The 25,014-nt window shown below is 61.8% G+C and carries 20 protein-coding genes; 14 read left to right on the top strand and 6 right to left on the bottom strand.

The window, feature by feature from the left end:
• Positions 1–35: 35 nt before the first annotated feature.
• The gene (locus GRI34_RS00545; protein ID WP_160594273.1) at positions 36–1,385 is read left to right on the top strand and encodes an MFS transporter; all 1,350 of its coding nucleotides are present in this window, start codon (positions 36–38) and stop codon (positions 1,383–1,385) included.
• On the opposite strand, the gene arsC is transcribed toward GRI34_RS00545, so the two are convergent.
• Positions 1,382–1,726 (bottom strand): arsenate reductase (glutaredoxin), encoded by a 345-nt coding sequence (arsC, locus tag GRI34_RS00540; protein WP_160594272.1) that lies wholly within the window; start codon positions 1,724–1,726, stop codon positions 1,382–1,384. The two genes, GRI34_RS00545 and arsC, sit on opposite strands and share 4 nt — an antisense overlap.
• 173 nt (positions 1,727–1,899) lie before the next feature.
• Between arsC and GRI34_RS00535 the strand changes: the two genes are divergently transcribed.
• Positions 1,900–4,014: a TonB-dependent receptor gene (locus GRI34_RS00535; protein WP_160594271.1), complete on the top strand. Its 2,115-nt coding sequence runs from the start codon at positions 1,900–1,902 to the stop codon at positions 4,012–4,014.
• Positions 4,015–4,208: 194 nt separating this feature from the next.
• On the opposite strand, the gene GRI34_RS00530 is transcribed toward GRI34_RS00535, so the two are convergent.
• Genes GRI34_RS00530 through GRI34_RS00520 form a run of 3 tightly spaced genes read right to left on the bottom strand, consistent with a single transcriptional unit; the run spans position 4,209 to position 5,770 of the window.
• A complete protein-coding gene (locus tag GRI34_RS00530) occupies positions 4,209–4,781 on the bottom strand; it encodes a (2Fe-2S)-binding protein (RefSeq protein WP_160594270.1) in 573 nt (190 codons plus the stop codon).
• A 12-nt stretch (positions 4,782–4,793) separates the two neighbouring features.
• Positions 4,794–5,006 carry a hypothetical protein gene (locus GRI34_RS00525; RefSeq protein WP_160594269.1) on the bottom strand — a complete coding sequence of 71 codons (213 nt, stop codon included), beginning with the start codon at positions 5,004–5,006 and terminating at the stop codon, positions 4,794–4,796.
• Positions 5,006–5,770, bottom strand: a complete 765-nt coding sequence (locus tag GRI34_RS00520; protein ID WP_160594268.1) for a class II aldolase/adducin family protein — start codon at positions 5,768–5,770, stop codon at positions 5,006–5,008. The genes GRI34_RS00525 and GRI34_RS00520 overlap by 1 nt, the downstream gene beginning before the upstream one ends.
• Positions 5,771–5,892: 122 nt before the next feature.
• On the opposite strand from GRI34_RS00520, the gene GRI34_RS00515 reads away from it, so the two are divergent.
• From GRI34_RS00515 to GRI34_RS00480, 8 genes are all read left to right on the top strand, one after another.
• A complete protein-coding gene (locus GRI34_RS00515; protein WP_160594267.1) occupies positions 5,893–7,236 on the top strand; it encodes an MATE family efflux transporter in 1,344 nt (447 codons plus the stop codon).
• Between the two features lie 72 nt (positions 7,237–7,308).
• On the top strand, positions 7,309–9,681 hold the full coding sequence (locus GRI34_RS00510; protein ID WP_160594266.1) for a chemotaxis protein CheA: 2,373 nt from the start codon (positions 7,309–7,311) through the stop codon (positions 9,679–9,681).
• Complete coding sequence (locus GRI34_RS00505) at positions 9,678–10,112, top strand: chemotaxis protein CheW (protein ID WP_160594265.1); 435 nt, start codon at positions 9,678–9,680, stop codon at positions 10,110–10,112. Before GRI34_RS00510 ends, GRI34_RS00505 begins: the two co-directional genes overlap by 4 nt.
• A 55-nt stretch (positions 10,113–10,167) precedes the next feature.
• Positions 10,168–10,533, top strand: a complete 366-nt coding sequence (locus GRI34_RS00500) for a response regulator (RefSeq protein WP_090477983.1) — start codon at positions 10,168–10,170, stop codon at positions 10,531–10,533.
• A gap of 14 nt (positions 10,534–10,547) precedes the next feature.
• Entirely contained in the window at positions 10,548–11,639 is a 1,092-nt protein-coding gene (cheB, locus tag GRI34_RS00495; RefSeq protein WP_234028104.1) for a chemotaxis-specific protein-glutamate methyltransferase CheB, read from the top strand.
• Entirely contained in the window at positions 11,630–12,508 is an 879-nt protein-coding gene (locus tag GRI34_RS00490) for a CheR family methyltransferase (RefSeq protein WP_160594264.1), read from the top strand. Before cheB ends, GRI34_RS00490 begins: the two co-directional genes overlap by 10 nt.
• Before the next feature lie 123 nt (positions 12,509–12,631).
• Positions 12,632–14,164 (top strand): putative bifunctional diguanylate cyclase/phosphodiesterase, encoded by a 1,533-nt coding sequence (locus tag GRI34_RS00485; protein WP_325065163.1) that lies wholly within the window; start codon positions 12,632–12,634, stop codon positions 14,162–14,164.
• Positions 14,165–14,270: 106 nt separating this feature from the next.
• Positions 14,271–15,617: a methyl-accepting chemotaxis protein gene (locus GRI34_RS00480; RefSeq protein WP_160594263.1), complete on the top strand. Its 1,347-nt coding sequence runs from the start codon at positions 14,271–14,273 to the stop codon at positions 15,615–15,617.
• Positions 15,618–15,651: 34 nt separating this feature from the next.
• Here the strand turns inward: GRI34_RS00480 and GRI34_RS00475 are convergent, their stop codons facing one another.
• Together GRI34_RS00475 and GRI34_RS00470 are read right to left on the bottom strand one after the other, a co-directional pair.
• Positions 15,652–18,981 carry an amidohydrolase family protein gene (locus GRI34_RS00475; protein WP_160594262.1) on the bottom strand — a complete coding sequence of 1,110 codons (3,330 nt, stop codon included), beginning with the start codon at positions 18,979–18,981 and terminating at the stop codon, positions 15,652–15,654.
• An 85-nt stretch (positions 18,982–19,066) separates the two neighbouring features.
• On the bottom strand, positions 19,067–20,086 hold the full coding sequence (locus GRI34_RS00470; RefSeq protein WP_160594261.1) for a LacI family DNA-binding transcriptional regulator: 1,020 nt from the start codon (positions 20,084–20,086) through the stop codon (positions 19,067–19,069).
• Positions 20,087–20,210: 124 nt separating this feature from the next.
• On the opposite strand from GRI34_RS00470, the gene GRI34_RS00465 reads away from it, so the two are divergent.
• The 4 genes from GRI34_RS00465 to GRI34_RS00450 all read left to right on the top strand — a co-directional run bounded on the left by GRI34_RS00465 (position 20,211) and on the right by GRI34_RS00450 (position 25,010).
• Entirely contained in the window at positions 20,211–20,510 is a 300-nt protein-coding gene (locus GRI34_RS00465) for a PilZ domain-containing protein (RefSeq protein WP_160594260.1), read from the top strand.
• Between the two features lie 76 nt (positions 20,511–20,586).
• Positions 20,587–21,957 carry a hypothetical protein gene (locus tag GRI34_RS00460; RefSeq protein WP_160594259.1) on the top strand — a complete coding sequence of 457 codons (1,371 nt, stop codon included), beginning with the start codon at positions 20,587–20,589 and terminating at the stop codon, positions 21,955–21,957.
• Between the two features lie 90 nt (positions 21,958–22,047).
• Positions 22,048–23,421, top strand: a complete 1,374-nt coding sequence (locus GRI34_RS00455; protein ID WP_160594258.1) for an O-antigen polymerase — start codon at positions 22,048–22,050, stop codon at positions 23,419–23,421.
• 86 nt (positions 23,422–23,507) lie between these two features.
• Entirely contained in the window at positions 23,508–25,010 is a 1,503-nt protein-coding gene (locus GRI34_RS00450; protein ID WP_234028103.1) for a flavin-containing monooxygenase, read from the top strand.
• Positions 25,011–25,014 lie beyond the last annotated feature (4 nt).

Here is a 25,014-nt window from a genome sequence, read left to right as displayed (position 1 = left end):
CAAGGGAGAGCGGCTCGGCGTAGCCCGCAAAGCCTATGGCAGATGCCGATCTTTCCGACGCCGTGACGTCACCGGTTGCCAAGGCACCAAAACCCATCTCGCGCGAGCGGATGACGCTGCTCTTCGCGGTAATGCTGACCACAGCTGCCGGTAACACCGCAATGCAGTCGGTCATGCCCTCGATCGGCACGGCCCTTAAAATCGACGATGTCTGGATCAGCCTCGCATATAGCTGGTCCGCCCTCCTGTGGGTCGTTTGCGCGCCGTTCTGGGCCGATCGCTCCGACCGGCGGGGCCGCAAGGCCATGATGGCCCTGGGAATGATCGGGTTTATCATATCGATGGCACTATGCGGGCTTGCCCTGTGGTTCGGCCTGATCGGATTGCTGAGCGGAACGGCGGCCCTCATCGCATTTGCCGCCGCACGCAGCCTTTACGGCGGTTTCGGCAGTGCGGCGCCGCCTGCCGTGCAGGCTTATGTTGCCAGCCGCACACCGCGCGCGCAGCGAACGCAGGCGCTGTCGCTGATCGCCTCGAGCTTCGGTCTGGGGACGGTGATCGGCCCTGCACTCGCGCCCCTGATGGTCCTACCATTCGTAGGGCTGACCGGGCCCTTCATCATCTTTGCCCTCATCGGGATCATCACTCTCATGGCTCTGCGCCTGAGGTTGCCGAATGACGAACCGCAATTCGCAGCAAGGGGCAGCGCCTACGATGCGCCCTACGCGGGCGCCTCGCACTCGGCGGACCTAGACGAGGACGAGGACGAGGAAGAGGTCGAGCCGCACAAATTGCGCTGGTTCGAACCGCGCCTGCGCCCCTGGGTTACCGTGGGTCTGCTAGGCGGACATGCACAGGCCATGGTACTCGGCATTGCCGGCTTCCTGGTGCTCGACCGGCTTGGCCTGCGCGACACGCCAGCGGAAGGCACTGGCCCGGTTGGCTTGGTCCTGATGGCCGGTGCTATCGCAACCTTGCTTGCACAGTGGGGCCTCATCCCGCGACTCAATCTCGGACCACGTGGTGCGACACTTTCGGGCATCGCCGTTGCCGGTTTCGGCGTGGCCTTGCTGGGCGTTGCCGACGACATTCATTCGATCGCGCTGAGCTTCGCGATCGCCTCGCTCGGCTTCGGCCTGTTCAGGCCGGGATCGACATCCGGCACTTCCCTTGCAGTGACACGCGCGGAACAGGGGCAGGCGGGCGGCGTGACAGCCTCGGTTGCAGGTGCCAGCTACATCTACGCCCCAGCGCTCGGGGTATGGCTGTACGGTCACTCCGACTGGCTGGGCTTCGGCCTGATCGTCGCGCTATGCGCCATCGTGTTCGTCTACGGGTGGTTCAGCCTGCAGCCCGACAGCAAGCTGACCCGCGAGCGCGCCTAGAGAATTTCGAGCACCTTGTCCTGCGGGCGGCATAGGCGGACGCCCTTGTCCGTTTCGACCAGCGGCCGTTCGATCAGGATCGGCTCGGAAGCCATCGCCTCCAGCACCACGTTGTCCGCAGCATCCTGCAGGCCACGCTCTTCGGCATCGGTGCCGCGCTTGCGCAGTCCTTCAGCAGGCGAGATGCCCGCATCCTTGTAAAGCTGGGCAAGCTTGTCGGCGCTGGGCGGCGCCTTAAGGTATTCGATAACCTCCACTTCGACCCCCGACAGGTTTTCCAGGATAGCCAGCGTCTTTCGCGAAGTGCCGCATTTCGGATTGTGCCAGATGGTCGCTTTCATGGGGGTTCTCCTGAGTGATTGGCGCAGCATCTAATCGCCTGTTGCGATCAGTGAAAGGCACCCTTGCGATTTTTTCATCGTCAATTTCGGCATTATGGGTTGCTAATGCGAATAGGTCGCAATAGCAGGGCGTCAAGAAATTGAGAATCTCTCGCAAGAACAGAAAGCTTTGCATGAAACCGACCACCCTGACCCTGCTTGCCGCGACCACAGCACTCGCGACTCCGGCATTTGCAGCGGAAGAGGCGCAGCCTGAACGCGATTACCTGCCGACCGACATCGTCGTGACGGGCGATCGTTCGGACGGTTACGATAACGACGATGGCTCCACCGCTACCAAGACGCCGACGCCGCTGATCGACGTCCCGCAGGCGGTATCCTTCATCACCGAAGACCAACTGGAAGACCAGTCGATCCGCCAGCTCAACGATGCACTGCGCTATGTACCCGGCATCAGCATGGAAACGGGCGAAGGCCACCGCGACGAGGTATTCATTCGCGGCCAGGAGACCACTGCGGACTTCTACATCGACGGTCTGCGCGATGATGCGCAATATTACCGCTCGCTCTACAATATCGACCGCGTCGAAGTTCTGAAGGGTGCCAATGCGCTGATCTTCGGTCGCGGCGCAGGCGGCGGTGCGATCAACCGCGTGGCCAAGCGCGCGGAACTGGGCGATGTCTTCACCAGCGGCGAAGCTTCCGTCGACACCTTCGGTGCGTTCGCCCTGCTGGCCGACGTGAACCAGGCCATGTCCAACGACGTCGCGCTGCGCATCAACACGACCTACGAGGAATTCGACAACGATCGCGACTTCTACAACGGTCGCTTCATCGGCGTATCGCCGACGGTCACCGCAGCCCTCGGCGCGGACACGACGCTGATCGCCAGCTACACCTACGACAATGACGAGCGCGTCACCGACCGCGGCGTACCCTCGCTCGACAATCGTCCGCTGACCGGTTTCGACAGCACCTTCTTCGGCGATGCCGGGTTCAACCGCTCTGAAGTCGACGTGCATATCAGCCGCGTCCGCCTCGAACACGATTTCAACAGCGGCCTTACTGCCAATGCCACGGTCCAGTTCGCCGATTACGACAAGGTCTATTCCAACATCGTTCCCTCGGGCACCGACGGCGAGACCGTGACGCTCGGCGGCTATCTGGATGCGCAGCAGCGCACCAACTGGATCGGCCAAGCGAACCTCGTCTGGGAAGCGGACTTCGGCGACAACCTGTCCTCCACCCTGCTCTTCGGCATGGAAGCGGGTCGCCAGGATTCGGCCAACCAGCGCCAGACGGTTTCCTTCACCCGTGCGGTGGATGCGAGCGATCCCGATGCGCTGCAGCCGAACGAGACGCCGCTGACCGATGTCCTGTTCATTCCGCCGTTCCAGCTGAACCCCGTGTCCCGCTCGCGCGACAGCAATCTCGAAACGCTTTCCTTCTACATCCAGGAACAGCTCGAGATCGGCGAGTATCTCGAACTGGTGGCCGGCGTTCGCTGGGACCGCTTCGACCTCGAAACCGTGAACGTGCTCAATGGACAGCCCGGCGACCGTGTCGACGAGAAGTTCAGCCCCCGCCTCGGCCTGATCGTGAAGCCGACGCCTGATCTGTCGCTCTATGCGTCCTATTCGGAAAGCTTCCTGCCCCAGGCGGGCGACCAGTTCTTCATCCTGTCGCAGGGCGATGCGCAGTTCGAGCCGGAAAAGTTCACCAATTACGAACTCGGCGCAAAGTGGGCACCGCTCGACAAGGTCCTCCTGAGCGCGGCGCTCTTCCGTCTCGAGCGGACCAATATCCAGGCGCCCTCGCCCACCGATCCGACGCTCACTGTCCTTGCCGGCGAGAGCCGTATCGAAGGTTTCGAATTCAGCGCGGTCGGCGAGATTGCCGATTTCTGGAAAGCCAATCTCGGCTACACCTATCTCGAGGGCGAATTGCTGAACGACAACGCTTTCGGCGATGCCGGCCAGCGCCTGCAGCAGCTTCCCAAGCACTCGATTAGCGCATGGAACCGCTTCGACGTGACCGAACAGCTGGGCTTCGGCTTCGGCGGTATCCATCAGTCGGACCAGTTCGCAAGCTTCTCCAATACGGTGGTCCTGCCCAGCTACTGGCGCGTCGATGCCGCTGCGTACTACACCGTCAGCGACAGGCTGAGCGTGCAGCTCAACATCGAGAACCTGTTCGACGAGGATTTTTATCCGAGCGCGCACGGCAACAACAATATCCAGCCGGCCGATCCCTTCAGCGCGCGTATCGGCGTCCGCTTCGAAATCTAGGGCAATGCCTGCATAGAGAGCGACTTTCCTACACGCGCGTTATTGCGCAGAGGGAAAGTCGCTCTTTCTCCAGGTCGATCAAGCGTTTGCGGAACGAGGTGTCACCCTGTCCCGGGACGGGGATACGCAGGCTTTTTTTCATCTATTTCAATATGTTGAGATGACCGCCCAAAGGCGACACGGTGTCGCCTTTGTCACCTGTCTTCAGGCTCTGGTCGCCCGCTTTCTTCCGGGGGCGCGGCAAGCGCAGGCACTTCGCGCGCAGCGTCCTCGCTGCTGATGCCCGGCGCAGGTGCCGCGCTGATCCGCTCCTGCCTCCGCGCGACGCGCCCCGCTCGCTGGATGGCACTCACCAGTCGGGGATAGACGCCGCAGCGGCATAGGTTTGGCACGGCAGCCTTGATGTCGGCTTCCGACGCGCCGGGATTGCGGTTGATGAGGGCAGCCGCCGCCATGACGATGCCCGGCGTGCAGAACCCGCACTGGATTGCCTGTTCCGCTACCAGTGCCTGCTGGACGGGGTGCGAGCGGTCGCCGCTCAGCCCCTCGATCGTCGTGACGAAGCGTCCCTCCGCTTCTCCGATGGTCACGAGACAGGAGCGCAGCGGTTCGCCGTCGATATGGACCATGCACGATCCGCAATCGCCCGTGCCGCATCCGTATTTGGTGCCGGTGAGGTTGGCGGCGTCACGCAAGGCCCACAGGAGGGGCGTATCGTCGTCCATCAGGAATTCGACCGGACGATCGTTCACAGTCATGCGTGACATGGGTGGCGGGACCTATCGGGCGTAGTGTTCGAGATAGCCGCAACGATTGCAGCGCCAGCTCTCAATAGCGAGCAGGCTCTTCTTGTCGACCTTGAGCCCCCACCATCTCTTGTCAGGGGCGCCCTTGTGCCAGCCGGGCACGTGGGCCTCTCCGTAACCGCGATCGACCGTGAAGCCCTCTTCCATCCGCCCTTCGCATTTCGGGCAGGTCTTCCCTGCCGCCATCAGCTCTGCCAGCTGTCGTCGATCTTGGACACGCGGCGCTTCCACGCCTCGAAATCGAGGACGCCTGCGCCGCCCTGGCTGGCCATCACGGCAAGGTCGCGCTGGTGAACGTCGACCACCTCTTGCGAAATCACGTTGGCCTCACCCTGCGAAAGGGTCGCGACCTGGATTTCGCAGGCACGCTGGAGCGCCCACATCTTCACGAACATCCCGGGGATGGTCTTGTCCATCACCACGGGGCCGTGGTTGCGCAGCATCAGGATCGAGTGGTTGCCGAGGTTCTCGACCAGGCGGTCACCCTCTTCGGCGCGCACGGTCACGCCCTCGAAGTCGTGATAGCCGATCTGGCCCTGGAAATTGCAGGCGTAGAAATTGGTCGGCACCAGGCCGTCCTTGTGACTGCACACCGCCATGGTCGCAGTCGTATGAACATGGCAGATCGCCGTCGCTTTTTCGCCAAGGTGCTTGTGGAAGTGGGCGTGCTGCGTGAAGCCGGCCTTGTTCACCATGTATTGCGACTGGCCGACATTGTTGCCCTCGACGTCGATCTTGACGAGGTTCGAGGCGGTCACTTCATCGTAGAGCAGGCCGAAGGGATTGATGAGGAACGTGTCCTTCTCGCCCGGCACGGCAACGGAGATGTGGTTGTAGATGCTCTCGCCCCAGCCGAGGTGGTCGAAGATGCGATAGCAGGCCGCCAAATCCTGCCGGACCTTCCATTCCGCTTCGCTGCATTCGAACTTAGGCTTCATCTGCGTTGCCATGGCGTGCTCTCCTTGGGTCTCTTATTGCAACCTCTATCGCATGGTGCCCCCCTTCCGGGCAAGCTATGCTGAGCAATTGAGCGCTTCCCTTGCGCGCCCCGCCCCGCTAGCGCTGCCCGGTAATGAGCGAGACGGCCAAACTGACGCGCGGAAGCATAGCGGGCCATCTCGTCGGGCAGACGGCGCCGATGATCATTGGCGTGGCCGCGATCATGTCGGTCGGCCTCATCGATGCCTATTTCATCGGCCAGCTGGGATCGCAGGAACTCGCCGCGGTCAGCTTCATCTTCCCGATCACCATTGCGCTCTCCAGCCTCGGCGTCGGGGTGATGGTCGGGATCAATTCCGTGATCGCCCGCGCGCTGGGCGAAGGCGATGTCGAGCGTGCGGAACGGCGTGCCAATTTCGGCGCGGTCTTTGCGCTCGTCGTGGGCGTGGTGATGGGGCTGGCGCTATTCGTGCTGCTCGATCCGCTTTTCCGGCTGATGCAGGCGAGCGATGGGCTCCTGCCGCTGATCCGCGATTACATGCAGCCCTATTCGCTGGGGCTTCCGGTATTGCTGCTCCAAATGGGCCTTAACGGGGTGCTGCGCGGACAGGGCGAAGCCCGCAAGACGAGCTACGTCTCGATCACCTACTCGGTCGCGAACTGGATCCTCGACCCGATCCTGATTACCGGGGCTTTCGGATTTGCCGGTTTCGGCATAGCAGGGGCCGCCTACGCCTCGATCGCCGGGTTCGGCATCGCCATCCTGGTCGCGCTCTACCTGATCAAAAGCGCGCAATTGCATATCAACCCGACTTCGATCCGACGCTGCAACGTTGGCGAGAGCAGCCGCGCGATCATTAGCGTTGCCGGACCAGCCGCCTTTTCCAACGCCATCAACCCGATCGGCCTGTCGGTGCTCACAGCCTTGCTCGCCAGCCAGGGCGAAGCCGCGGTTGCAGGCTTCGGTGCCGCAGGCAGGCTCCAGAGTTTTGCGACGGTTCCCCTGCTGGCCCTGTCCGGATCGATCGGCGCGATCGTCGGCCAGAACTGGGGTGCACGCCAGCCCGACCGCTCCCGCACCGCCATGCTTTATTCCGCGGTCTTCTGCGTGGTGTACGGATTGGCGACGGCGATCCTGCTTTACTTGACGGGCGGCTGGTTCGCGCAATTCTTTACCGACGATCCTGCCGTGGTCGCCGAATTCGAAAGCTATCTGGAAATCGCGGTCTGGGGATATGCCGGCTTCGGCCTGCTGATCGTGGCGAATGGCGCGCTCAACGCAGTAGACCGAGCGGGGCTAGCGCTGACCCAGAGCGCAGCGCGCGTGTTCCTCGTGATGTTGCCCTTCGGCTGGCTGCTGCGATCCGCGCTCGGTGCCGAAGCGATCTACGGAGCGGAACTGGTTGCCAATATCGCTGGAGGCATTCTGGCATCCCTGATCGTCTGGCGTGTCCTGAGAAGCGGTCCCGAGAATTGAGAGCAATCCCAACCAAACGTTAACCATCATCGTCCATAGCGTCTGCGGAATATCAGGGGATCCGTTGACGTCATGGATGAGTTGCTGGCCGATTTCGTCGCCGAAACACGCGAAATGCTCGAACAGAGCGGCACAGAGCTCGTCGCGTGGGAGGCCGATCCTTCCGACACGGCGCGCATCGATACGATCTTCCGTTTCGTCCATACTGTTAAGGGCAATTGCGGCTTCTTCGACTTTCCCCTGCTCGAAAAGCTGAGCCACGCAGCCGAGGACGCCCTTGCAGAATGCAGGGCCGGCCGCCGTGAAGCAGATCCCGCCCTTGTAACTGCTGTCCTCGCGATCATCGACCGTATCGGCGAGCTTGCCGACATGATCGAAGCGGGTGAAGACCTGGTCGAAGACCAGAACGACATAGCGCTTATCGCTGCTCTCGAGACCGATGCCGCCATTGAAGTGCAGAGCGATGTCTCTCCCGTCGAACCCGTTTCCGACGAACAGGACGACGCGGCACCGACAGCTGCGAAGCGCAATACGGTACAGCGCTCAATCCGCCTGCCAGTCGATCTCCTTGACGAGGTCATGAAGGGCGTCTCCGACATGGTCCTGGCCCGCAACGATCTGGCCCGGCGCTTGCGCGAAGCAGGCGAGCAGCCGACGATCGACGGCCCGTTCGAGCGCCTTTCCGCCATCCTTGCCGATGTTCGCACCTCGATCACACGCATGCGAATGCAGCGGCTGGAACACCTCTTCACCTCCCTGCCTCGCCTGGTGCGCGACCTGTCCAGCGAATTGGGCAAGCAGGTCATGGTGGATTTCGAAGGCGGCGAGGTGGAACTCGACCGAGAGATGATCGAGATGATCCGCGATCCGCTCACCCACATCATCCGCAACGCCATTGACCACGGAGTGGAAACACCGGCGGAGCGACTGAAGAAGGGCAAGCGCGAAATTGGCCTGCTCCGTTTTGCGGCTCGCCAGTCGGGCAACCAGATCAGCCTGCTCATTAGCGACGATGGTGGCGGGATCGATACGGAGCGGCTTGGCCAGAAAGCAGTCGCGGCCGGTATCTACTCCCAGTCCGAAATCGAGCGCATGTCCGATGCGCAAAAGCACCAGCTGATCTTCGAACCCGGTCTCTCGACCGCGGATGAAGTCAGCGCCGTCTCCGGTCGCGGGGTCGGCATGGACGTCGTGCGCGCGAACCTCGAGCGCGTGGGCGGTTCCATCACGGTTTCGAGCAAGCCCGGTGAAGGCACGAGCTTCCATCTGCACCTGCCTCTCACCCTTTCGATTATCGCAACGCTGACGGTTTCCAGCGGCGGGCAGAATTACGCCATCCCGCGCAGCTACATCGAAGAAATCGTTTTCGGCAGCGCCAACAGCGTCGAATTCGCCCAGGCGGGTGCCCGCCGCCTCATCACCTTCCGTGGTCGCCGCGTGCCCTGCCTCTCGCTCGCCGACGTGCTTGGCACAGAAGACAACGAGCGGTGCGAATGGGAAACCAAGACTCTCGTCCTCGTTCGCCTGGCAAGCGATGACGTATTCGCTCTCGCCGTCGATCGCGTTCACGACCACGAAGATGTCGTGGTCAAACCGATCGCACCGGCGATCATGCAGACCAAGCTCTATGCCGGCACGACACTCCTCGACGACGGCACACCCATGATGCTGATCGACTTGCCAAGCATCGCACAGATGCGCGGACTGGTCGGCGAAATGCGCTCCAAGCCTGCACTTGCCGAGGAACAATCCCGCAAGAAGAGCAAGGATGGCGTTCCGCTGATGCTATTCCGGGGCCTCGACGGACGCCGCCGTGCGGTCAGACTGGAACTCGTCAAGCGCATCGACACGGTGTCTTGCGAAGCGTTCGACATCGACGGCGAGCGCGCGCAGGCAGTCATCGATGGCCGCATCCTTCCGCTTGCCGGTCTGGAACACGGCACCCTGCCCGAAGGTCGCTGCCGTCTGCTTCGTCTGAGCGATGGCGATAGCGAACTGGTATATACTGTGTCCGAGGTGCTCGACGCGGCAGAGATGACCGAAGAACTGGTTGTCTCGGCAAACGATGCATCGATCGAAGGCGTCACCCTGGTGGAAGGCAAACCCGTGCCGCTCGTCGATGGCCATACGCTGTTCTTCAAGCATTCGGCGCCGAAGCGGATCGACCACCCGCTCAAGTGCCGTATTCCGCAGGACAGCGACTGGGCCCGCACGATACTCGAACCTCTCGTCGAGGCGGCCGGTTACCGGATCGCGCACGAGGATGACGACGACGCCGATCTCGCCATCGAGATCGCCGGGAACGCAGCTCCGCATGGCCCTGCAAAGGAAACCATCCGCCTGCGCCCCGATCCCGAAGATGCAGGAGACGGCTCGATCTATCGTTACGACCGTGAAAGCCTGCTGGCAGAACTCAAGCGCGTGCGCACCGGGAGGGCGGCATGAACGATTTGCTTCTTATGTGCACGATCGCCGGGCGCGATGCCGCGATCCCTGCGCTGCGAGTCCAGACAGTCCTTGAAATCGACGATATCACGCCGATCCCCGGGACGCCGGACTTCATCTGTGGTCTGACGCCGCTCCGCAGCCAGGCGCTGACCGTAGTCGACTGCGCGCTGGCGCTCGGTTTCGACGAACCATGCTCCTCTCCCGACCGCCGCGCTGCCGTGGTCGAAGTCGATGGGCATCTCTACGCATTGATGGTCGATTCCGCACAGGACGTGTCCGAGGCGCGGAGCGATCTCGTCGCCATTCCGGGCGGACTTGGCGACGGATGGCAACGAGCCGGGCTCGGCATGGTCGAAACCGAAACCGGGCCGGTTGTGCTGGTCGATATCGAAAAGATCATAGCGGGACCACCCGCGCTCGCTGCTTAAGCGATTGGTTACCGACTGTGTTTATGATGCAGCTCGAAATTCAAGGGACGTAAACATGAAAAGCTGCCTTATCGTCGACGATTCACGGGTGATCCGGAAGGTTTCGCGCCACATTTTGGAGTCGCTGGAATTCTCCGTGGAAGAAGCCGAGAACGGCAAGGAGGGCCTCGACAAGTGTGCCGAAAGCATGCCTGATGTCATCCTGCTCGACTGGAACATGCCCGTGATGACCGGCATCGAGTTCATCACCCAACTGCGCCAGCGCGAGGGTGGTGACAAGCCAAAGGTGGTGTTCTGCACCACGGAAAATGATGTCGCTCACATTCGCGAAGCAATCAGCGCCGGCGCGGACGAATACGTCATGAAACCGTTCGATCACGAAACGCTGCAGATCAAGCTCCAGCTTGTTGGCATGGCTTAATCGGGAACTGCAAAATGGTCGCCGCTCTGCGCCGGGATACCGCCGAAGAACCCGTTGAGGTCACCGAAGACAAGCGGGTGAAAATCATGCTCGTGGACGATTCGCTGACCGTGCGGACCGTCTTCTCGCGCATGCTCGCGAAGGAAGCCGATTTCAACGTCGTCGCCACGGCCAGCACAGCCGAACGCGGTCTCGACGAACTGCGCTCACAAACTGTCGATGTCGTAATGCTCGACCTCGAAATGCCGGGCATGGGCGGCCTTGAGGCCCTTCCCAAGATCCTGGAGATGTCGCCTTCGACGAAGGTCCTGGTCATCTCCTCGCTTACCGCGGAAGGGGCAGAGCATACTGTCGAAGCACTGCGCATGGGCGCTGCCGACACGATGCTGAAGCCCCGCCCCGGAGGTTTCGACGACGACTATCGCGACCAGCTCATGGACAAGATCCGTGCGCTGAAGGGCCTGCCTGCCGAAGTTGCCAAGCGCGCTTGTGCCCGGCCGGTGTCCCGCCGCGCAGGTAAACAGCCGCAGGTCATCGCCATCGGCGCTTCCACGGGCGGCATTCACGCGCTTAATCTCTTCCTGCGCAAGTTGCCGAAAGATTTCATGCTGCCGGTGCTGATCACCCAGCACCTGCCAAGCAGCTTCATCCCGGTGTTCGCACGGCAAATGGAAGTTGCTTCCGGCCGCCAGGCGATCCTTGCCGATGAGGGCGTGGAAATCGAACGCGGCAAGCTGATCATTGCGCCCGGACATGGCCACATGGTCGTTCGGCGCAGGGGCACGCGTTACGAGACCGGACTTGCTTACCATCCGGTCAAGAGCGGCTGCACTCCGTCTGTCGATCCGATGTTCGAAAGCCTTGCCGAAGCGTATGACGGCGAAGTGACGGGCGTGCTGCTATCCGGCATGGGCCGGGACGGAACCGAAGGGGCAGAGATCATCGTCAAGGCCGGAGGTTCGATCTACGCGCAGGATGCACAGAGTTGTGCCGTTTGGGGCATGCCCCGCGCCGTCACGGAAATGGGCCTCGCTACTGCCTGCCTTCCCCCCGAGGAGCTCGCGCAATCGATCCTCGAAAAGGCAGGAGCGCAAGCATGGCGATAGACGATGCCTCCCATCGTATCATCGCCGACCTTCTTGCCTCCCGAACCGGGCAGCAACTGACCGAGAACCGCCGGTGGCGGGTATCGACAGCTCTTTCTGGATTATTCCGTGAAATCGGGATCGAGAATGTCGACCAGCTCGCCTGCATGCTCGAACGGCCAGGCGAATATCGGCTCGCGACGCGTGTTGTCGAAGCGCTCTTGAATAACGAGACCTACTTCTTCCGCGATCACGTCTACTTCAACACACTGGCAAACACGGTTCTGCCCGAACTGGCCGAAAAGCGCGCCTCTAGCCGCAAGCTGACGATATGGTCGGCAGGCTGCTCAACCGGTCAGGAAGTCCTGAGCCTCGCCATGCTGTTCGCCGAGCAAGCAGGCCGGTGGCAGGACTGGACGATCGAGATCGTCGGCACGGATATTTCGGGCAAGGCAATCGAGCAGGCGCAAAGCGGCGTGTACTCGCAGTTCGAAATCCAGCGCGGCATTTCCGTCGCCCAGATGCTCAACTTCTTCAGCGAAGCGCAGGGCGGCTGGAAGGTCTGCGACAAGATCAAGGCCATGACGCGCTTCGAGCGCCAGAATATTCTCGATTTCCCGCCCAAGCCGGGGAGATTCGACTTGGTGCTGTGCCGCAACGTCCTGCTGTATTTTGCACCGGAAACACGCAGGTCGGCTTTCGACAAGCTAGCCAGCGGGCTGGCGTCGGACGGGTTGTTGATGTTGGGGGCGGGAGAGACGGTTGTCGGCCAAACCGATCGTTTTGAACCTTCGGGTCATGGCTCTGCCCTCTATTGCCCGAAGATCGGGCAAGCGACGGCGAGGAAGTCGATCGAAAGTATCTTGCGGCCCGCTGCCGCCACAGGCTGAGAACTCACGTGGAAAGCCTGGTTCGCCTGCAGGGTAAACACCTGTTTTACCCTTCCTTAGGCATTGCGCTCTAAGCCTTGAGGACTTGATTTGGAATCAACGCTTATTCAGGGGGCGAACCGCGTGGCAAAGCTGAGTGACAAGACCAGTCACCGCACGCAATTCTTGCTGTTCGCACCGATGGTGGTGCTCGCTGGTATCGTGTGTGCAACCGCCATCGGCGCGACGATGGCGATGTACAATTCGCTTGAGGTCATCCCGCTCGTCTTCCTCGCCGGAACAGCCGCCTATACGGTCGCGACGGCGGTCTTCGGGCTCATGGGCGCACGCCACATGAAGAACCTGGAGACGCTCAGCAATACCGACAGCCTGACGCTATTGCCCAATCGTCGGGCCCTGCACCTCAGCATTCAGCGCGAAATCCGCAACGATCAGGAAGTCGCCCTGGCGATGATCGATCTCGATGGTTTCAAGCTTCTCAACGACCACTATGGTCATTTCGTGGGTGACGCTGCGATCAAGGAGGTCGGGCGCATTCTCGATGAAGTGTGCGACGGCAATGCCTTGGTCCACAGGCTCGGTGGGGACGAATACGCCATCATGATGTCAGGCAACCTCGCAGGCACACTGCTCGAAGGGATCTGCCGCCGCATCATCGAACGCCTCGCGAAGCCGGTGGCCGTGGAGGACCGGCGCCTGACGCTCGGCGCCAGCATCGGCCTCGTTCGCCGCATCCCGCGCGACAGCCTCACTTCCAGCGAACTGCTGCGCCGTGCCGACGTTGCCATGTATGCCTCCAAGCGTGGCGGCAAAATGCGCTGCACCTGGTTCTCCGAAGCGTTCGACCAGAGCCGCGAACAGCTCAAGGAACTGGACGACGAGCTGCGTTTCGCACTCGCCAACGATGAGTTCCGGCTGAACTACCAGCCGCTGGTGGACAGCCAGACCCGCAAGGTGGTCGCAGTCGAGTGCCTGATGCGCTGGGAGCGTCCAGACGGCAAACGCGTCGGTCCGAATATCTTCATCCCGGTCGCCGAGGAATCCGGCCTTATCAATCCGATCGGCCTGTGGGTTCTTCGCAAGGCATGTCAGGATGCGCTGGCGTGGGACGACATCACTCTGTCGGTCAACATTTCGGCTGCGCAGCTGCGCAACCCCGAATTCCCGATCCAGCTCGGCCATATTCTTGAAGAAACCGGCTTCGATCCGGAGCGCCTGGAGCTAGAGATTACCGAGACTTGCCTCGTGCTCGACCCGATCGTGGCGGAACGCAGCCTGGCCGTGATCCGCGGCTTCGGGGTGCGCGTAGCGCTCGACGATTTCGGCACCGGCTATGCCTCGATCGGTTTCCTTCGCCAGTTCCGGTTCGAAAAGCTCAAGCTGGATCGCAGCCTTGTCGTCCAGGCAGGCGAGGACGATGCCAGCCGGGCAATGATGCTGTCGAGCATCACGGTGGCCCGCGCCATGCAAATGGGCGTCACTGCCGAAGGCGTGGAGACCGAAGAACAGGCCGACATGGTGCGCGCTGCAGGTTGCGACCAGATCCAGGGCTGGCTCTATTTCAAGGCTATGCCTGCCGAAGAAATCGAGCAGCACCTTGATCGGCCGATTGCGATCGCTCCCGCGATCGAGGGCGGCAAGGCCAACGCCGCCTGACCAAGCCTAACGCCCCGTCTTAAAAAAGGGCCGGCGCGAAGAATTCTGCGTTTACCATATCTAAAGCCTGTCTGGTTACCACGAGATGTTCCGCAGAGGGGTAACCATGAACGCCATCAGCAATTTCGACAAAGATCTATCCGACGAGATCGCGAGTGTCAGCCTCTCGAACGAGGCGCCGGAAGTGGAAGAATACCGCTACTGGCTGGCGAGGTGGTTCAATTCCCAAACAGTCGCCAACAAGATGAAACTCGCCGTGCTTGCACCCATGATCGGCACGTTCCTGATCTCGGTGTTCGCCTATATCGGGTTCAGCAGCGATGCCGCCCAGCCATTCATGAGCGGGTTGATCATCCTCGCCGCGGTTATCTGCCTCGTGGTGGGATATCTTGCAACCCGTCGCATGATCCTCGATACGATCCGTCCTCTGAGAGCGGTCGCCACCGGGATGAATGCCCTCGCCAAGGGCGAGCGCGACCTCTCCGTCACTGGCACATCTCGCACCGATGAAATCGGCGACCTTGCCCGTGCTTTGGAGGTATTCCTTAAGTCGGGTCACAAGCTCGACGAGCTTTTCGCAGGCCGAAAGGATGCCGCCGAACGCCGCAAACGCGACATCGCGAAGCTGGCGGGATCGTTCGAGCACGAAATCGGCGAGGTCGTCTCTGGCGTCGCCGCTGCTTCCAGCCAGCTTCACCGCACCGCCGAAGAAATGGCGGCCACGGCCGAACTGGCCGCGGTAAAGGCTTCCGAAGTCAGTGGAGCGATGGAACAGGCGTCGAGCGGCGTCACCGCAGCTGCTGCTGCGTCGGACGAATTTGCCATGTCGATTGGCGAAATCAGCCGTCAGGCGGCGCATTCTGCCGAATTGGCACGCAAGGCTGCCGATGATGCAGGCGATGCCGACCAGACGATCTCGGCCCTCGCCTCTTCGGCCGAACAGGTCGGCCAGATCGTAGAACTGATCCAGTCCATCGCGAAACGCACCAACCTGCTCGCGCTTAATGCGTCGATCGAGGCCGCGCGTGGCGGTGAAGCGGGCCGCGGTTTCGCTGTGGTTGCAAGCGAGGTCAAGGAACTGGCCACGCAAACGAGCCGCGCAACCGAGGAAGTCGCCGAGCAGATCCGCACCATGCAGAACTCGACCGGCGCCAGCGTGAATGCGCTGCGTTCGATCGGTGACCAGATCAAGCAGCTGGAAACGACCGCCATTTCCATCGCGAGTGCGGTCGATCAACAATCGGTGGCCGGTCAGGACCTCGCTCGCAGCATCGACCTCGCCGCTCGCGGTACGGACGATGTGGCAACCCATATTGGCACGATGCGCGACACCAATCTGGCGACCGGGGCCTCGGCAAGCCAGGTGCTCGCCTCGGCCAACGATCTTGAGGGTCAGGCTTCGACCCTGCGCAGCCGCGTCGACAATTTCCTCGTCAACGTCCGCGCAGGCTGAAGACAGGTCGCGGGGGCTGCCCCCGCGATCCTTCTCACTCCCACCAATAGGGCATGCGCTTGGCGCTGCCGGTTTCCACTTCGTTCATGGTGCGCGCGTCGTAGAGGCGGCCGCCCAGCATGACCTGGTCGATATTGTCCGAATTGCGGATATCCGTGGCGGGATCGTCGTTCAGGACCACCAGATCGGCCAGCTTGCCCACTTCGAGGCTGCCGACATCGCGCTCCATGCCCAAGGACCGGGCCGGTTCGATCGTGCCGGCACGCAAGGCCTCGACAGCGCTCATGCCGCCGCGTGCGAAGCTCCACAATTCCCAGTGCGCGGCAATGCCGGGCTGCTGGCCGTGGGCACCGATGCTGACCTTGACCCCGCGCTGGGCCAGCTTTCGGGCTTCACGCGCCGAATTGTCATCGACGAAAGCCCATTCCGGCGCCTTCGTCCGCCGTGCGGTGCTGGCAAGCAGCAGCTTAGGCGGCGTGTGAACCAGAAGGGGGTTGTCATAGACGTCGGTGGCCTGGCGCCAATAGGGATCCCCGGCGAGACCGCCGTAGGTGACCGTGAGCGTGGGCGTGTAGTTCGTGTCCGACTGCGCAAACATCTGCAGCACGTCCTCGTACATCACGTCGAGCGGGATATTGTGCTCCAGGGTGGAGTTGCCGTCCGCAATTAGGTTCATGTCCATGCCGAACAGCGAACCGCCTTCAGCCACGACCAGCATGTTCTCCGCGCGCGCAGCGGCGGCAACCTGCTGGCGCTGTTCGCGGCGCGGCTGGTTGTAGTTCTTCACCGACATACCGCCCTGCGCCTTGATCCGGCGGACATGGGCGAGCGCATCTTCATAGCTATCGACGCGCGCATAAACGCTGGGCGCCTTGGCTCCGTAGATGATCTCCCCGGTCGAAAAGATGCGCGGGGCAAGCAGTGTTCCGGCCTGCTGGCGTTCAGCCGCAGCAAAGATCATACTGGCCGACGACGAGGGATCGTGGATCGTGGTCGTCCCTAGGGCGAGGTTCTGGACCAGCGACCAGTTCTGCTGCGGGATGAGGTCGCCCGTCCCCTGCGGCCCGTGCGCATGGGCATCGACAAGACCCGGAATTATGGTCTTGCCGCTCGCGTCGATACGGACAGCGCCGTTTGGCACGCTTACTTGCGATGCAGGACCAATCGCCGCAATTCGGTCGCCATCGATGAGGATCGTCGCGTTCTCGATGGTTCCGGCACCATCCCCGGCCATGGTGTGCACGCGCGCTCCGGTGATGGCCACCATGCCGCTCGACTTGTCGGCCGCGATCGTGCGCGCCATCGACGTACCAGTGTCCGGCGGCGAGAACTTGGGCGCGTCTTCAGCTTGCGGCGCGCCAGGTGTCAGCGCCGATGTGCTGGCCCTGTAGAGCGTTGGCCCCATCGACCAGTGCAGGGTCGAGCCGTTCTCGGTCCAGCCGATGTAATCCGCCCCGCCCGTGCTCACCTTGGTGACGGGAAGAGAACTGGCCTTTTCGCCCACTGTCACAGCCTGCCCGCCGGGAAGCAGCGGCATGGCGAAGACCTCGTAGTTCTGCCTGAAAGCCACGTAATCGCCGCGCGGGCTTACGCGGAAGTCATTGGCCAGCTCGCCCTGCGCGTGAACGCGCCGGGCTTCGCCATCGAGATCGCTGGAGATCAGCTGCAATTTGCCGTCCGCGCTGGCGAGCATGAAGAGACGGTCGTCGTCGTCGCCGAACTGCGGCGTGGAACCATTGCGGGTAACCAGTCGCGCATCGCCGCCACCGGCCGCCACCACGTAGACCCCCTCGTTCTCGGAGAAGTCGGGCGAGGTAAGATACCCCCCTCCTCGTTTCTCAAAGGCGATCATGCTTCCGTCCGGCGAGAATTGCGGCACCGCGTAATGTCCGCGCTGGCGGGTCACCGTACGCTCGCCGCGACCACGGGAATCCACCGTAACGATCTGGCCAAGGCCTTCGTCGCTCCAGCGAACGAAGGCGATGCGCGAACCGTCGCGCGACCACGTCGGCCACAGTTCCAGCGTATCCTTATTACCGGACGTCAGACGCTGCGGGGCGGCGTTGCCACCCACCGGCTTGGTGTAAAGCTTGCCAAGGCTCTCAAAGACGATGGTCCGCCCGTCGGGCGAGACGGTGGCGAAGCGCGGGATCTTGGCGGTGAAGCTATCGGGTGCCACTTCGATGACGGGGTGCGGCGCATCGGCCACGGCGCGCGTATCGTCGATGCGGAAGGGAATATCGCTCGCCCCCGAACCGTCGGCAGCGACGCGCCAGAGCTTGCCGCCCGCCCAGGTCACGATGGACGCGCTGTCGGGCGTCCAGTCCATCATCGGATAGACGCCGTAGACCGCCCAGGTTTCCTGCATGTCGAGATCGAGCTTGCCGTATACCATCCGCTCGCGGCCGCTGGCGATGTCCTTCACCCACAGCTGGGACTGGTCCTTGTCGCGGCGCACGAAAGCGATGCTCTTGCCATCGGGTGAAGGCGTCGGACGGACCGAACCGCCGAACCCGCCGACTGCGGTCGTTACTTCGCCCGTATCGATGTCGTAACGTTCGACATTGAAGATGCCCTGCGTGCTGTCCTGTGCGTATTCGAAGATCGGTCCGCCCGTGACATTGCGGGTGTAATAGATCGCATTACCGTCAGGTGCGTAGATCGGTTCGCCCAGCTCTTTCTGCAGGGCCTCGCTGGCCCGCTTCACCAGCTGGACGCCGCCGCCGCCCGAGACGTGGTAGAGCCAGATTTCGCCTGTGCCCAAGCTGCGCTGCGTGGTGAAATGCTTCTTTGCGACGATATAGCGACCGTCGGGCGACCAGCTTGGCTGGTTGATCAGGCGGAAGTCCTCTTTCGTGACCTGCCGTTTGTCCGAACCGTCGCGGTTCATGATCCAGATGTTGTCGCCGCCCCCGCGGTCGGAGGTGAAGGCAATCCGGGCGCCGTCGGGAGAGAAGCGAGGCTGGACCTCCCATGCGAGGCCTTCTGCGATGCGGGTCGGAGTGCCGCCTGTAATCGGCATTGTGTAGATATCGCCAAGCAGCGCAAATGCGAGCGTCCGGCCATCGGGCGAGACGTCGACATCGATCCACGTACCCTCGTCGGTGCGAATGGGTACTTCCTTCAGCACCGTGCCCGCCGGCGCCATAACGTCCCACTTTTCGGAACTGGTATCCTGACCCGCAATCGGCACCGTAGCCGGCGCTGCATCCACAACCTCGCCGCTACCGTCAGGCGGCAATGCGTCCTGCGAGGCATCGACCTCCTGCTCCTCGACCGGATTGGGGCTCGGCTCGGAATCCTGCGCGTGGGCGGCAGTCGCGCAAAGGACCAGCGCGAGGGTGGAGGCAATACTCGATTTCATAACGGTCTCTCTCCCGGGAACAGGCGAGCGACTTAGACCGTGGGCGATGCGCTTTGCAAACGGACGTTCGACGAACGACCTGAATTCACGAAACGCTCGCTCGTTCGACGAGCTTGACCGGCACGCGCCTGACGCCTTGCTCTCCCTCGCCTGCCAACGCGGTTTCGACGAGCAATCTGCCCGCCTCTGCAAAATCCGGCTCGACCGTGGTCAGTGGCGGATTGCTGAATTCGCCGGACCCGAGACCATCGAAGCCGACCACGCCGACGTCGACGGGGACGTTGAGATCGCGCAAGGCCAGCTCCTCAAGGGCGCCAAGCGCCATGGCGTCACAAGCGAAAAACAGGCCGTCGAAATCCGTGCCGCTCTCGGTCAGGCGGATAATCGCATTGCGCCCTTGGGAAACCCGGTCCGACCCGACCGAGACGAATGCCGGTCGCGCTTCGAGGCCCGCCGCTTTCATTCCCGCCTGGTAACCCTCGAACCGTTCGCGGAACTGCTTTTGCGAAGAATTGGGATCGCCGACGAAGACGATGTCCTTCGCACCGCCCTTGACCAGCCGTTCGACGGCGAGGCACCCGCCGGCCATATTGTCCGACCGGACCCACACGGCATCATCGAAGGGCGAGCCCCAGAAAGCGATGGACGAGCTTTCCTCGGCCACGGTCCGGAAATAATCCCAGGCCGGCCCATTGGTGGCCGTACCGATCACGACCACGCCATCGGCCTGGCGCCGGGCGACATAGTGACCGAAAAATTCGTCTTCCTGCGCCTGGAACGACACCAGCGCCTCGTATCCGCGCTCTGCTGCCGCAGCGCAAGTGCTTCCAAGAAGGCTGTAGTAGAACGGATTGATCGCCGCGGGACCCTGCCCTTCGCGACCGATTACAACGATGGCGATGCTGCCGGTTTCGCCTTTGCGCAGGCCGGCAGCACGCATGTTCACATGATAGCCCAGTTCCGCGGCTGCCTGTTCGACGCGGCGACGCGTCGCTTCGGTAATCGTTTCCGAACCCGAGAGGGCTCGGCTGACCGTCGACTGGCTTACGCCGGCCTTCTCCGCGACATCGATCGACGTCACACGGTGCGGCTTGTTTGTCGTCATACCTCTCGTTCGCTCCCTCGGCGCCCCTTTATAGCTAGTGGAAAGACGCGTCGAGTAAAGCCGCCCCGCCCTTGCACCATTTCAAGCCTCGTGGGATGAATAGCCCGTATTTGAAAGGGGGCGAATGGAAAACAGGCGCGGAAATCGACATTTCGTACGCGTTGCCGGTGCGTATCGGGAACGACAGGGGGGCTCTCGCGATGTCTGGATCAAGGATGTCTCAGCGACTGGCTGCCGGTTCTTCGACAAGTTTTCGGTGCTCAAGGTGGGTACGGAAGTATCGCTCAAACTTGGCAATATCGGCCCACTGCACGCCCATGTCCGCTGGCGCGAAGGCAGTCTTGTAGGCGCCGAATTCGACCAACCACTTCACGAAGCCGTGCTTGGGCACGTTGTCGAATTCATGTCGCAGGACGGCGGCTGAACGCCGCCCTTTCCCGCTTGGGATTGCAACGCGAGAGATCCGAGCAAATAGGCCGCATCATGATTGGTAATCGTCCGTGAGTGCCCGGCAGCGTATCCTGCGCGGGGCAGCCGCAAACTTCGGTTCGCTGGCAACCCGGATCGCGGCGCAATTCCTCACCCTGCCGATCCTGTTTTCAAGCTGGGACGCAGAGCGCGTTGGCGCCTGGCTGTTGCTGTTTGCCCTACCCGCCTATTTCGGTTTCGTCTCAGCAGGCTTTTCCGGAGCGGGCGGTACGGCGGCAGTGGTCGCGCATGGAAAGGGGGACGCGGCGCAAAGCAGGGCGCACTTCAGATCGTCCTGGATCATCGCTTCTGCGGCTACCCTTGTCTTGGCAGCACTCTTCCCCTTGGCGGTGGCACAGGCCGGAGAAGCCGTCGCCGCACTCCGCTCGATGCCGCAGGACATACTGAACCAAACGCTGATCGCTCTTACGATCTATATCGTGGCCACCAGCCAGGTCGCTGCGCTTGAGATACCCTTTCGCGCTGTCGGTCGGTATGCCGACCACATCGCTTTGAATTCCGTCAGTATCCTGGCCGAAATCGTGGTCATCGCCGTGTGCGTGACGCTCTCTGACAACATCGCAACCCTTGCCGCGGCACTGGCGGCAACGCGCATCACGGCCGCAATCTGGATCGCTTCGCTGGCACGCAGAACAGCGCCCACGATGTTTCACGGTCCATCGAGCCGACTGGGAGATTCTACGCGGACGCTGATGCTCCCATCGCTTGCCCTGATGCTGCTGCCCCTTGTGCACGGCATCAATCTGCAAGGTTACGTGATGGTGATCGGCCTATCTTCCGGCGCAGTCATTCTGGCGGGTTTCGTCGCGACCCGCACACTGACCCGGCTACTCGATCTGTTCACCAGCTTCAGCTTTTCGATGCAGTTCTATGAGAGCACGCACCTCGATCCGGAAGACCTGGAAACGAGGAGACGCCTCCTTGCGGTCATGACCATTCTGGCGGCGTGCATTGCGGTTGTTTTCTCTGCCGCCCTGCTCGTCTTCGGCGATCTGGCGCAGCGCATCTTCACCCGCGCGCAGGCGCCATTCGACCCGGGAGTTGCCTCGGTCCTCCTCCTTGCCGCTGGGCTGCGCGCACTGGCCTCAGCTCCCTTTGCAATGATAGCAGCTGCCAATCGTCAAAGCACGACAGTCACGTGGTATTTCATCGCCTCGCTGGCAGGCCTGATCCTGGCTGCAAGCCTCGCCGAACGGGGCTTTGCCCTGCCACTGGTCCTGGCGCCGATCGTCTTGGCCGAACTGTTCCAGCTCGTCCCTGCTTTCAGGGGCGCGTTGCGGATGTCCAACCTTGGCGTGGGCGAATTTATCGCAAGTCTGTTCTCGCGCGACAGGATTGGCGACGTTGCGTGGGCCATGAGGGAATTGCGGAGAAATCGCTGAGTGCCTTGCCCGGCAGCAGGGTGAAGGCCTACTCTCCGCCCTGAAGTGTACGACTTGCTGCTCCTCGCATCGTTTCTGACGTTCCTTGTTGTGAGCGCCGTCTACCTGCGCCATCCGGCAGCCTGCATCATGCACCCGGCGACCTTCTACCTGGCTTTTCATGGCCTGGTCTTCGTGTTCCGGCCACTCATCGCCCGCGCCTACGATTTCAGCTTCGTTTATCGAGTGTACGATTTCCAGCCTTCGATGAGTGACAAGATCACCGTGATCCTTGCGACGAATCTGGCGATGGTGGTGTTCGTGGCCACATCGCTATACGTCGCGCCCAGATTGCCCGTCGCTCTGGAGGAGAGCCTCTTCGAAAGCGCGCGCGCCGCAATGAAGCGTCCTATCCTGATGGTCTGCGCCATTGTTGCGCCGCTCGCCATCTGGTCGCAGCTCGGCAATTGGCAGCGGCAGGCCGACAATTACGGCTCCATGGTTCGCGACCTGTCGACCGGTGCGGCGATCAATACCGATGCGATCGGCTGGTTCACCGATGCAGCGCTCATCCTTGCGCCGATTACCGTCCTCCTCGTCTGGCTTGCCCGATACCGGTGGTGGAGCTGGGCGTTCTTCGCAGTATTCGTGGTGCTCCAAGGCGGTGGGGGTACTCGCGGACCGATCATCTACACAGCGATTGCAATCGGTATCCTGGCCTTGCTGGAATACCGCAAACGCTGGGTCGACTGGCGAGCGGCATCACTCGCATTGCTAGCCGTGCTGGCGTTCAACCAGATCGTTCTGGACCGAGGTGCATCCTTGCGCGGCCTTGCCGGGCAGGCTGGAGAGGCAGACTACGCGAACAATTACGACCTAAGCCCATTCGAAGGGATGGATTTCGCCAATCTCGAATATTTCGAGTATATTGTTTACGCTGTCCCGCAGCGCACGGGCACCTACGACTATTTCGCCAGCAACCTGCAGATTTTCACAGAACCCGTTCCGCGCGTCATCTGGAAGGACAAGCCGGTCGGGTCCCCAGTCCAGTTCTTCAGTCTCTGGGATTACGGCACTCCGATCGGGATGACCGGATCGCTGCCCGGCCAGGGCTGGATGGCGCTCGGCTATGTCGGCGTGGCAATTCAGGCGCTGTTTTTTGCGTTGCTCTATTCGACTGTCTGTTTGCTGCTACTGGGCCGCAGGGCCACGCCTGCCCGCCAGATCCTTTACGCCTTGATCGCAGCGACGGCGATCCATGTGTTTCGTGACGGGACGCTGGTCACGCTGGCCCGCCAGATGCCTTTCTACGTGGGTCCATTTCTGCTGGTCCTCGTATTAAAGCGGTTCTTCACAAAGCCAGAGCTCGACCGGTTTGTGGACAGCCAAGGACCTATAGCTGAATTCCTCGCTCAATCGCCCGGAGAAAGGCGGAAGATACTCGCCGCACAATCTCCCCATCACGAACAGCGGCCGGAAATCTAGCACGCGAGAATCAAGTTGCTTTAAGCAACCGAGACTGGCGCTTCCTTTGATGATGGGTTAGCTTGTCTGTCATGGGAGACAGACCAATGAGCGACCGCGCCACTGATTTCGATGTTTTGATCGTAGGTGCCGGTATTTCCGGCATCGGCATGGCAGCGCACATGACGGCAAAATCGCCGAATCGCAGCTATGCGATTCTCGAACGGCGCGAAAATCTCGGCGGCACCTGGGACCTGTTTCGCTATCCCGGCATCCGCTCCGACAGCGATATGCACACGCTTGGTTTCGACTTCGAGCCGTGGAAACACGAAAAGTCGATTGCCGATGGTCCGGCCATTCTCGACTACCTCGAAACGATCGCCGACGAGCGCGGCATTCGCAAGCACATCCGCTTTGGGCACAAGGTCATCGCAGCCGACTGGCGCGGCGCAGATGCGCGCTGGCATGTCACCGTCGAAGGCGAGGATGGAGAGCGCAAGCACCTGACCGCCAACTGGCTGTATCTCGGTTCCGGCTATTACGATTACGACGAGCCCTACGACCCGGGCTTCGACTTCGGCGAATTCGAAGGCCAGGTGATCCACCCGCAATTCTGGCCCGAAGATCTCGACTATACCGACAAGCAGGTCGTCGTGATCGGGTCCGGGGCGACCGCCGTCACAATCGTCCCGTCGATGGCCGACAAGGCGGCCAAGGTCACCATGCTCCAGCGCACGCCGACCTGGATGTTCTCGCGCCCTGCCAAGGACGCACTAGCAAACTTCCTGCGCAAGGTTCTGCCAGAAGAGACGGCCTACCGCATCACGCGCTGGAAAAACATCAAGATGCAGGATTTCAGCTTCAAGATGGCGCGCAACAAGCCGCAGAAGGTGAAAGACGGCCTCCACAAACGCATCCGCAAGTCCATGGGCAAGGACTACGACCTCACGCCGTTCACCCCGCCCTACGATCCTTGGGACCAGCGCCTCTGCCTCGTCCCCGACGACGATCTTTTCGAAGCGCTGAAGAGCGGCAAGGCGGAGGTGGTCACCGGTCACATCAAAGCCTTCGAAAAAGGCGGCGTGCGGCTACAGGACGATACTTTCCTGCCCGCCGATATCGTCGTGACCGCGACCGGTCTCAAGCTGGCCGTGGCGGGCAAGATCGACTTGTCGCTCGAAGGCGAGAAGGTCGATCTGGCAGACCATTTCTACTACAAGGGCTGCATGTTCTCGAACGTGCCGAACCTTGCGGTAGTGTTCGGATACCTCAATGCCAGCTGGACCCTGCGTGCGGATATCAACTCCGACTACATATGCCGCGTCCTGAACGAGATGGATGCGGTCGGCGTCGACGTGGCCGTGCCGGTACTCCCGGAGAACCACGATCTGGAGGAGGACGATATCTTCGACTTCTCCTCGGGCTACATCCAGCGCGGCAAGGCCATCATGCCGAAGAACGCGGTCGGCTATCCCTGGCGCCTCAACCAGGAATATGTGCAGGATCGCAAGCGGATGCGCGAAGAGCCGATCGACGACGGGATCCTCGCTTTCAGGCGCAAGGGCGCGAATTCCAAGTCGCCCGATGAAACTCTCGAAGCTGCGGAGTAGCTTT

The organism is Qipengyuania aquimaris (assembly GCF_009827445.1).
Lineage (GTDB): Bacteria > Pseudomonadota > Alphaproteobacteria > Sphingomonadales > Sphingomonadaceae > Qipengyuania > Qipengyuania aquimaris.
Note: the sequence above shows the minus strand (reverse complement) of the source record. Positions and strands in the feature narration are given on the sequence as shown.

What these genes read in the sequence shown, in the direction of transcription:
- GRI34_RS00545 (WP_160594273.1), top strand. Translation starts at nt 36, where the DNA reads ATGGCAGATGCCGATCTTTCCGACGCCGTGACGTCACCGGTTGCCAAG.
- arsC (WP_160594272.1), bottom strand. Translation starts at nt 1,726, where the DNA reads ATGAAAGCGACCATCTGGCACAATCCGAAATGCGGCACTTCGCGAAAG.
- GRI34_RS00535 (WP_160594271.1), top strand. Translation starts at nt 1,900, where the DNA reads ATGAAACCGACCACCCTGACCCTGCTTGCCGCGACCACAGCACTCGCG.
- GRI34_RS00530 (WP_160594270.1), bottom strand. Translation starts at nt 4,781, where the DNA reads ATGTCACGCATGACTGTGAACGATCGTCCGGTCGAATTCCTGATGGAC.
- GRI34_RS00525 (WP_160594269.1), bottom strand. Translation starts at nt 5,006, where the DNA reads ATGGCGGCAGGGAAGACCTGCCCGAAATGCGAAGGGCGGATGGAAGAG.
- GRI34_RS00520 (WP_160594268.1), bottom strand. Translation starts at nt 5,770, where the DNA reads ATGGCAACGCAGATGAAGCCTAAGTTCGAATGCAGCGAAGCGGAATGG.
- GRI34_RS00515 (WP_160594267.1), top strand. Translation starts at nt 5,893, where the DNA reads ATGAGCGAGACGGCCAAACTGACGCGCGGAAGCATAGCGGGCCATCTC.
- GRI34_RS00510 (WP_160594266.1), top strand. Translation starts at nt 7,309, where the DNA reads ATGGATGAGTTGCTGGCCGATTTCGTCGCCGAAACACGCGAAATGCTC.
- GRI34_RS00505 (WP_160594265.1), top strand. Translation starts at nt 9,678, where the DNA reads ATGAACGATTTGCTTCTTATGTGCACGATCGCCGGGCGCGATGCCGCG.
- GRI34_RS00500 (WP_090477983.1), top strand. Translation starts at nt 10,168, where the DNA reads ATGAAAAGCTGCCTTATCGTCGACGATTCACGGGTGATCCGGAAGGTT.
- cheB (WP_234028104.1), top strand. Translation starts at nt 10,548, where the DNA reads ATGGTCGCCGCTCTGCGCCGGGATACCGCCGAAGAACCCGTTGAGGTC.
- GRI34_RS00490 (WP_160594264.1), top strand. Translation starts at nt 11,630, where the DNA reads ATGGCGATAGACGATGCCTCCCATCGTATCATCGCCGACCTTCTTGCC.
- GRI34_RS00480 (WP_160594263.1), top strand. Translation starts at nt 14,271, where the DNA reads ATGAACGCCATCAGCAATTTCGACAAAGATCTATCCGACGAGATCGCG.
- GRI34_RS00475 (WP_160594262.1), bottom strand. Translation starts at nt 18,981, where the DNA reads ATGAAATCGAGTATTGCCTCCACCCTCGCGCTGGTCCTTTGCGCGACT.
- GRI34_RS00470 (WP_160594261.1), bottom strand. Translation starts at nt 20,086, where the DNA reads ATGACGACAAACAAGCCGCACCGTGTGACGTCGATCGATGTCGCGGAG.
- GRI34_RS00465 (WP_160594260.1), top strand. Translation starts at nt 20,211, where the DNA reads ATGGAAAACAGGCGCGGAAATCGACATTTCGTACGCGTTGCCGGTGCG.
- GRI34_RS00450 (WP_234028103.1), top strand. Translation starts at nt 23,508, where the DNA reads ATGAGCGACCGCGCCACTGATTTCGATGTTTTGATCGTAGGTGCCGGT.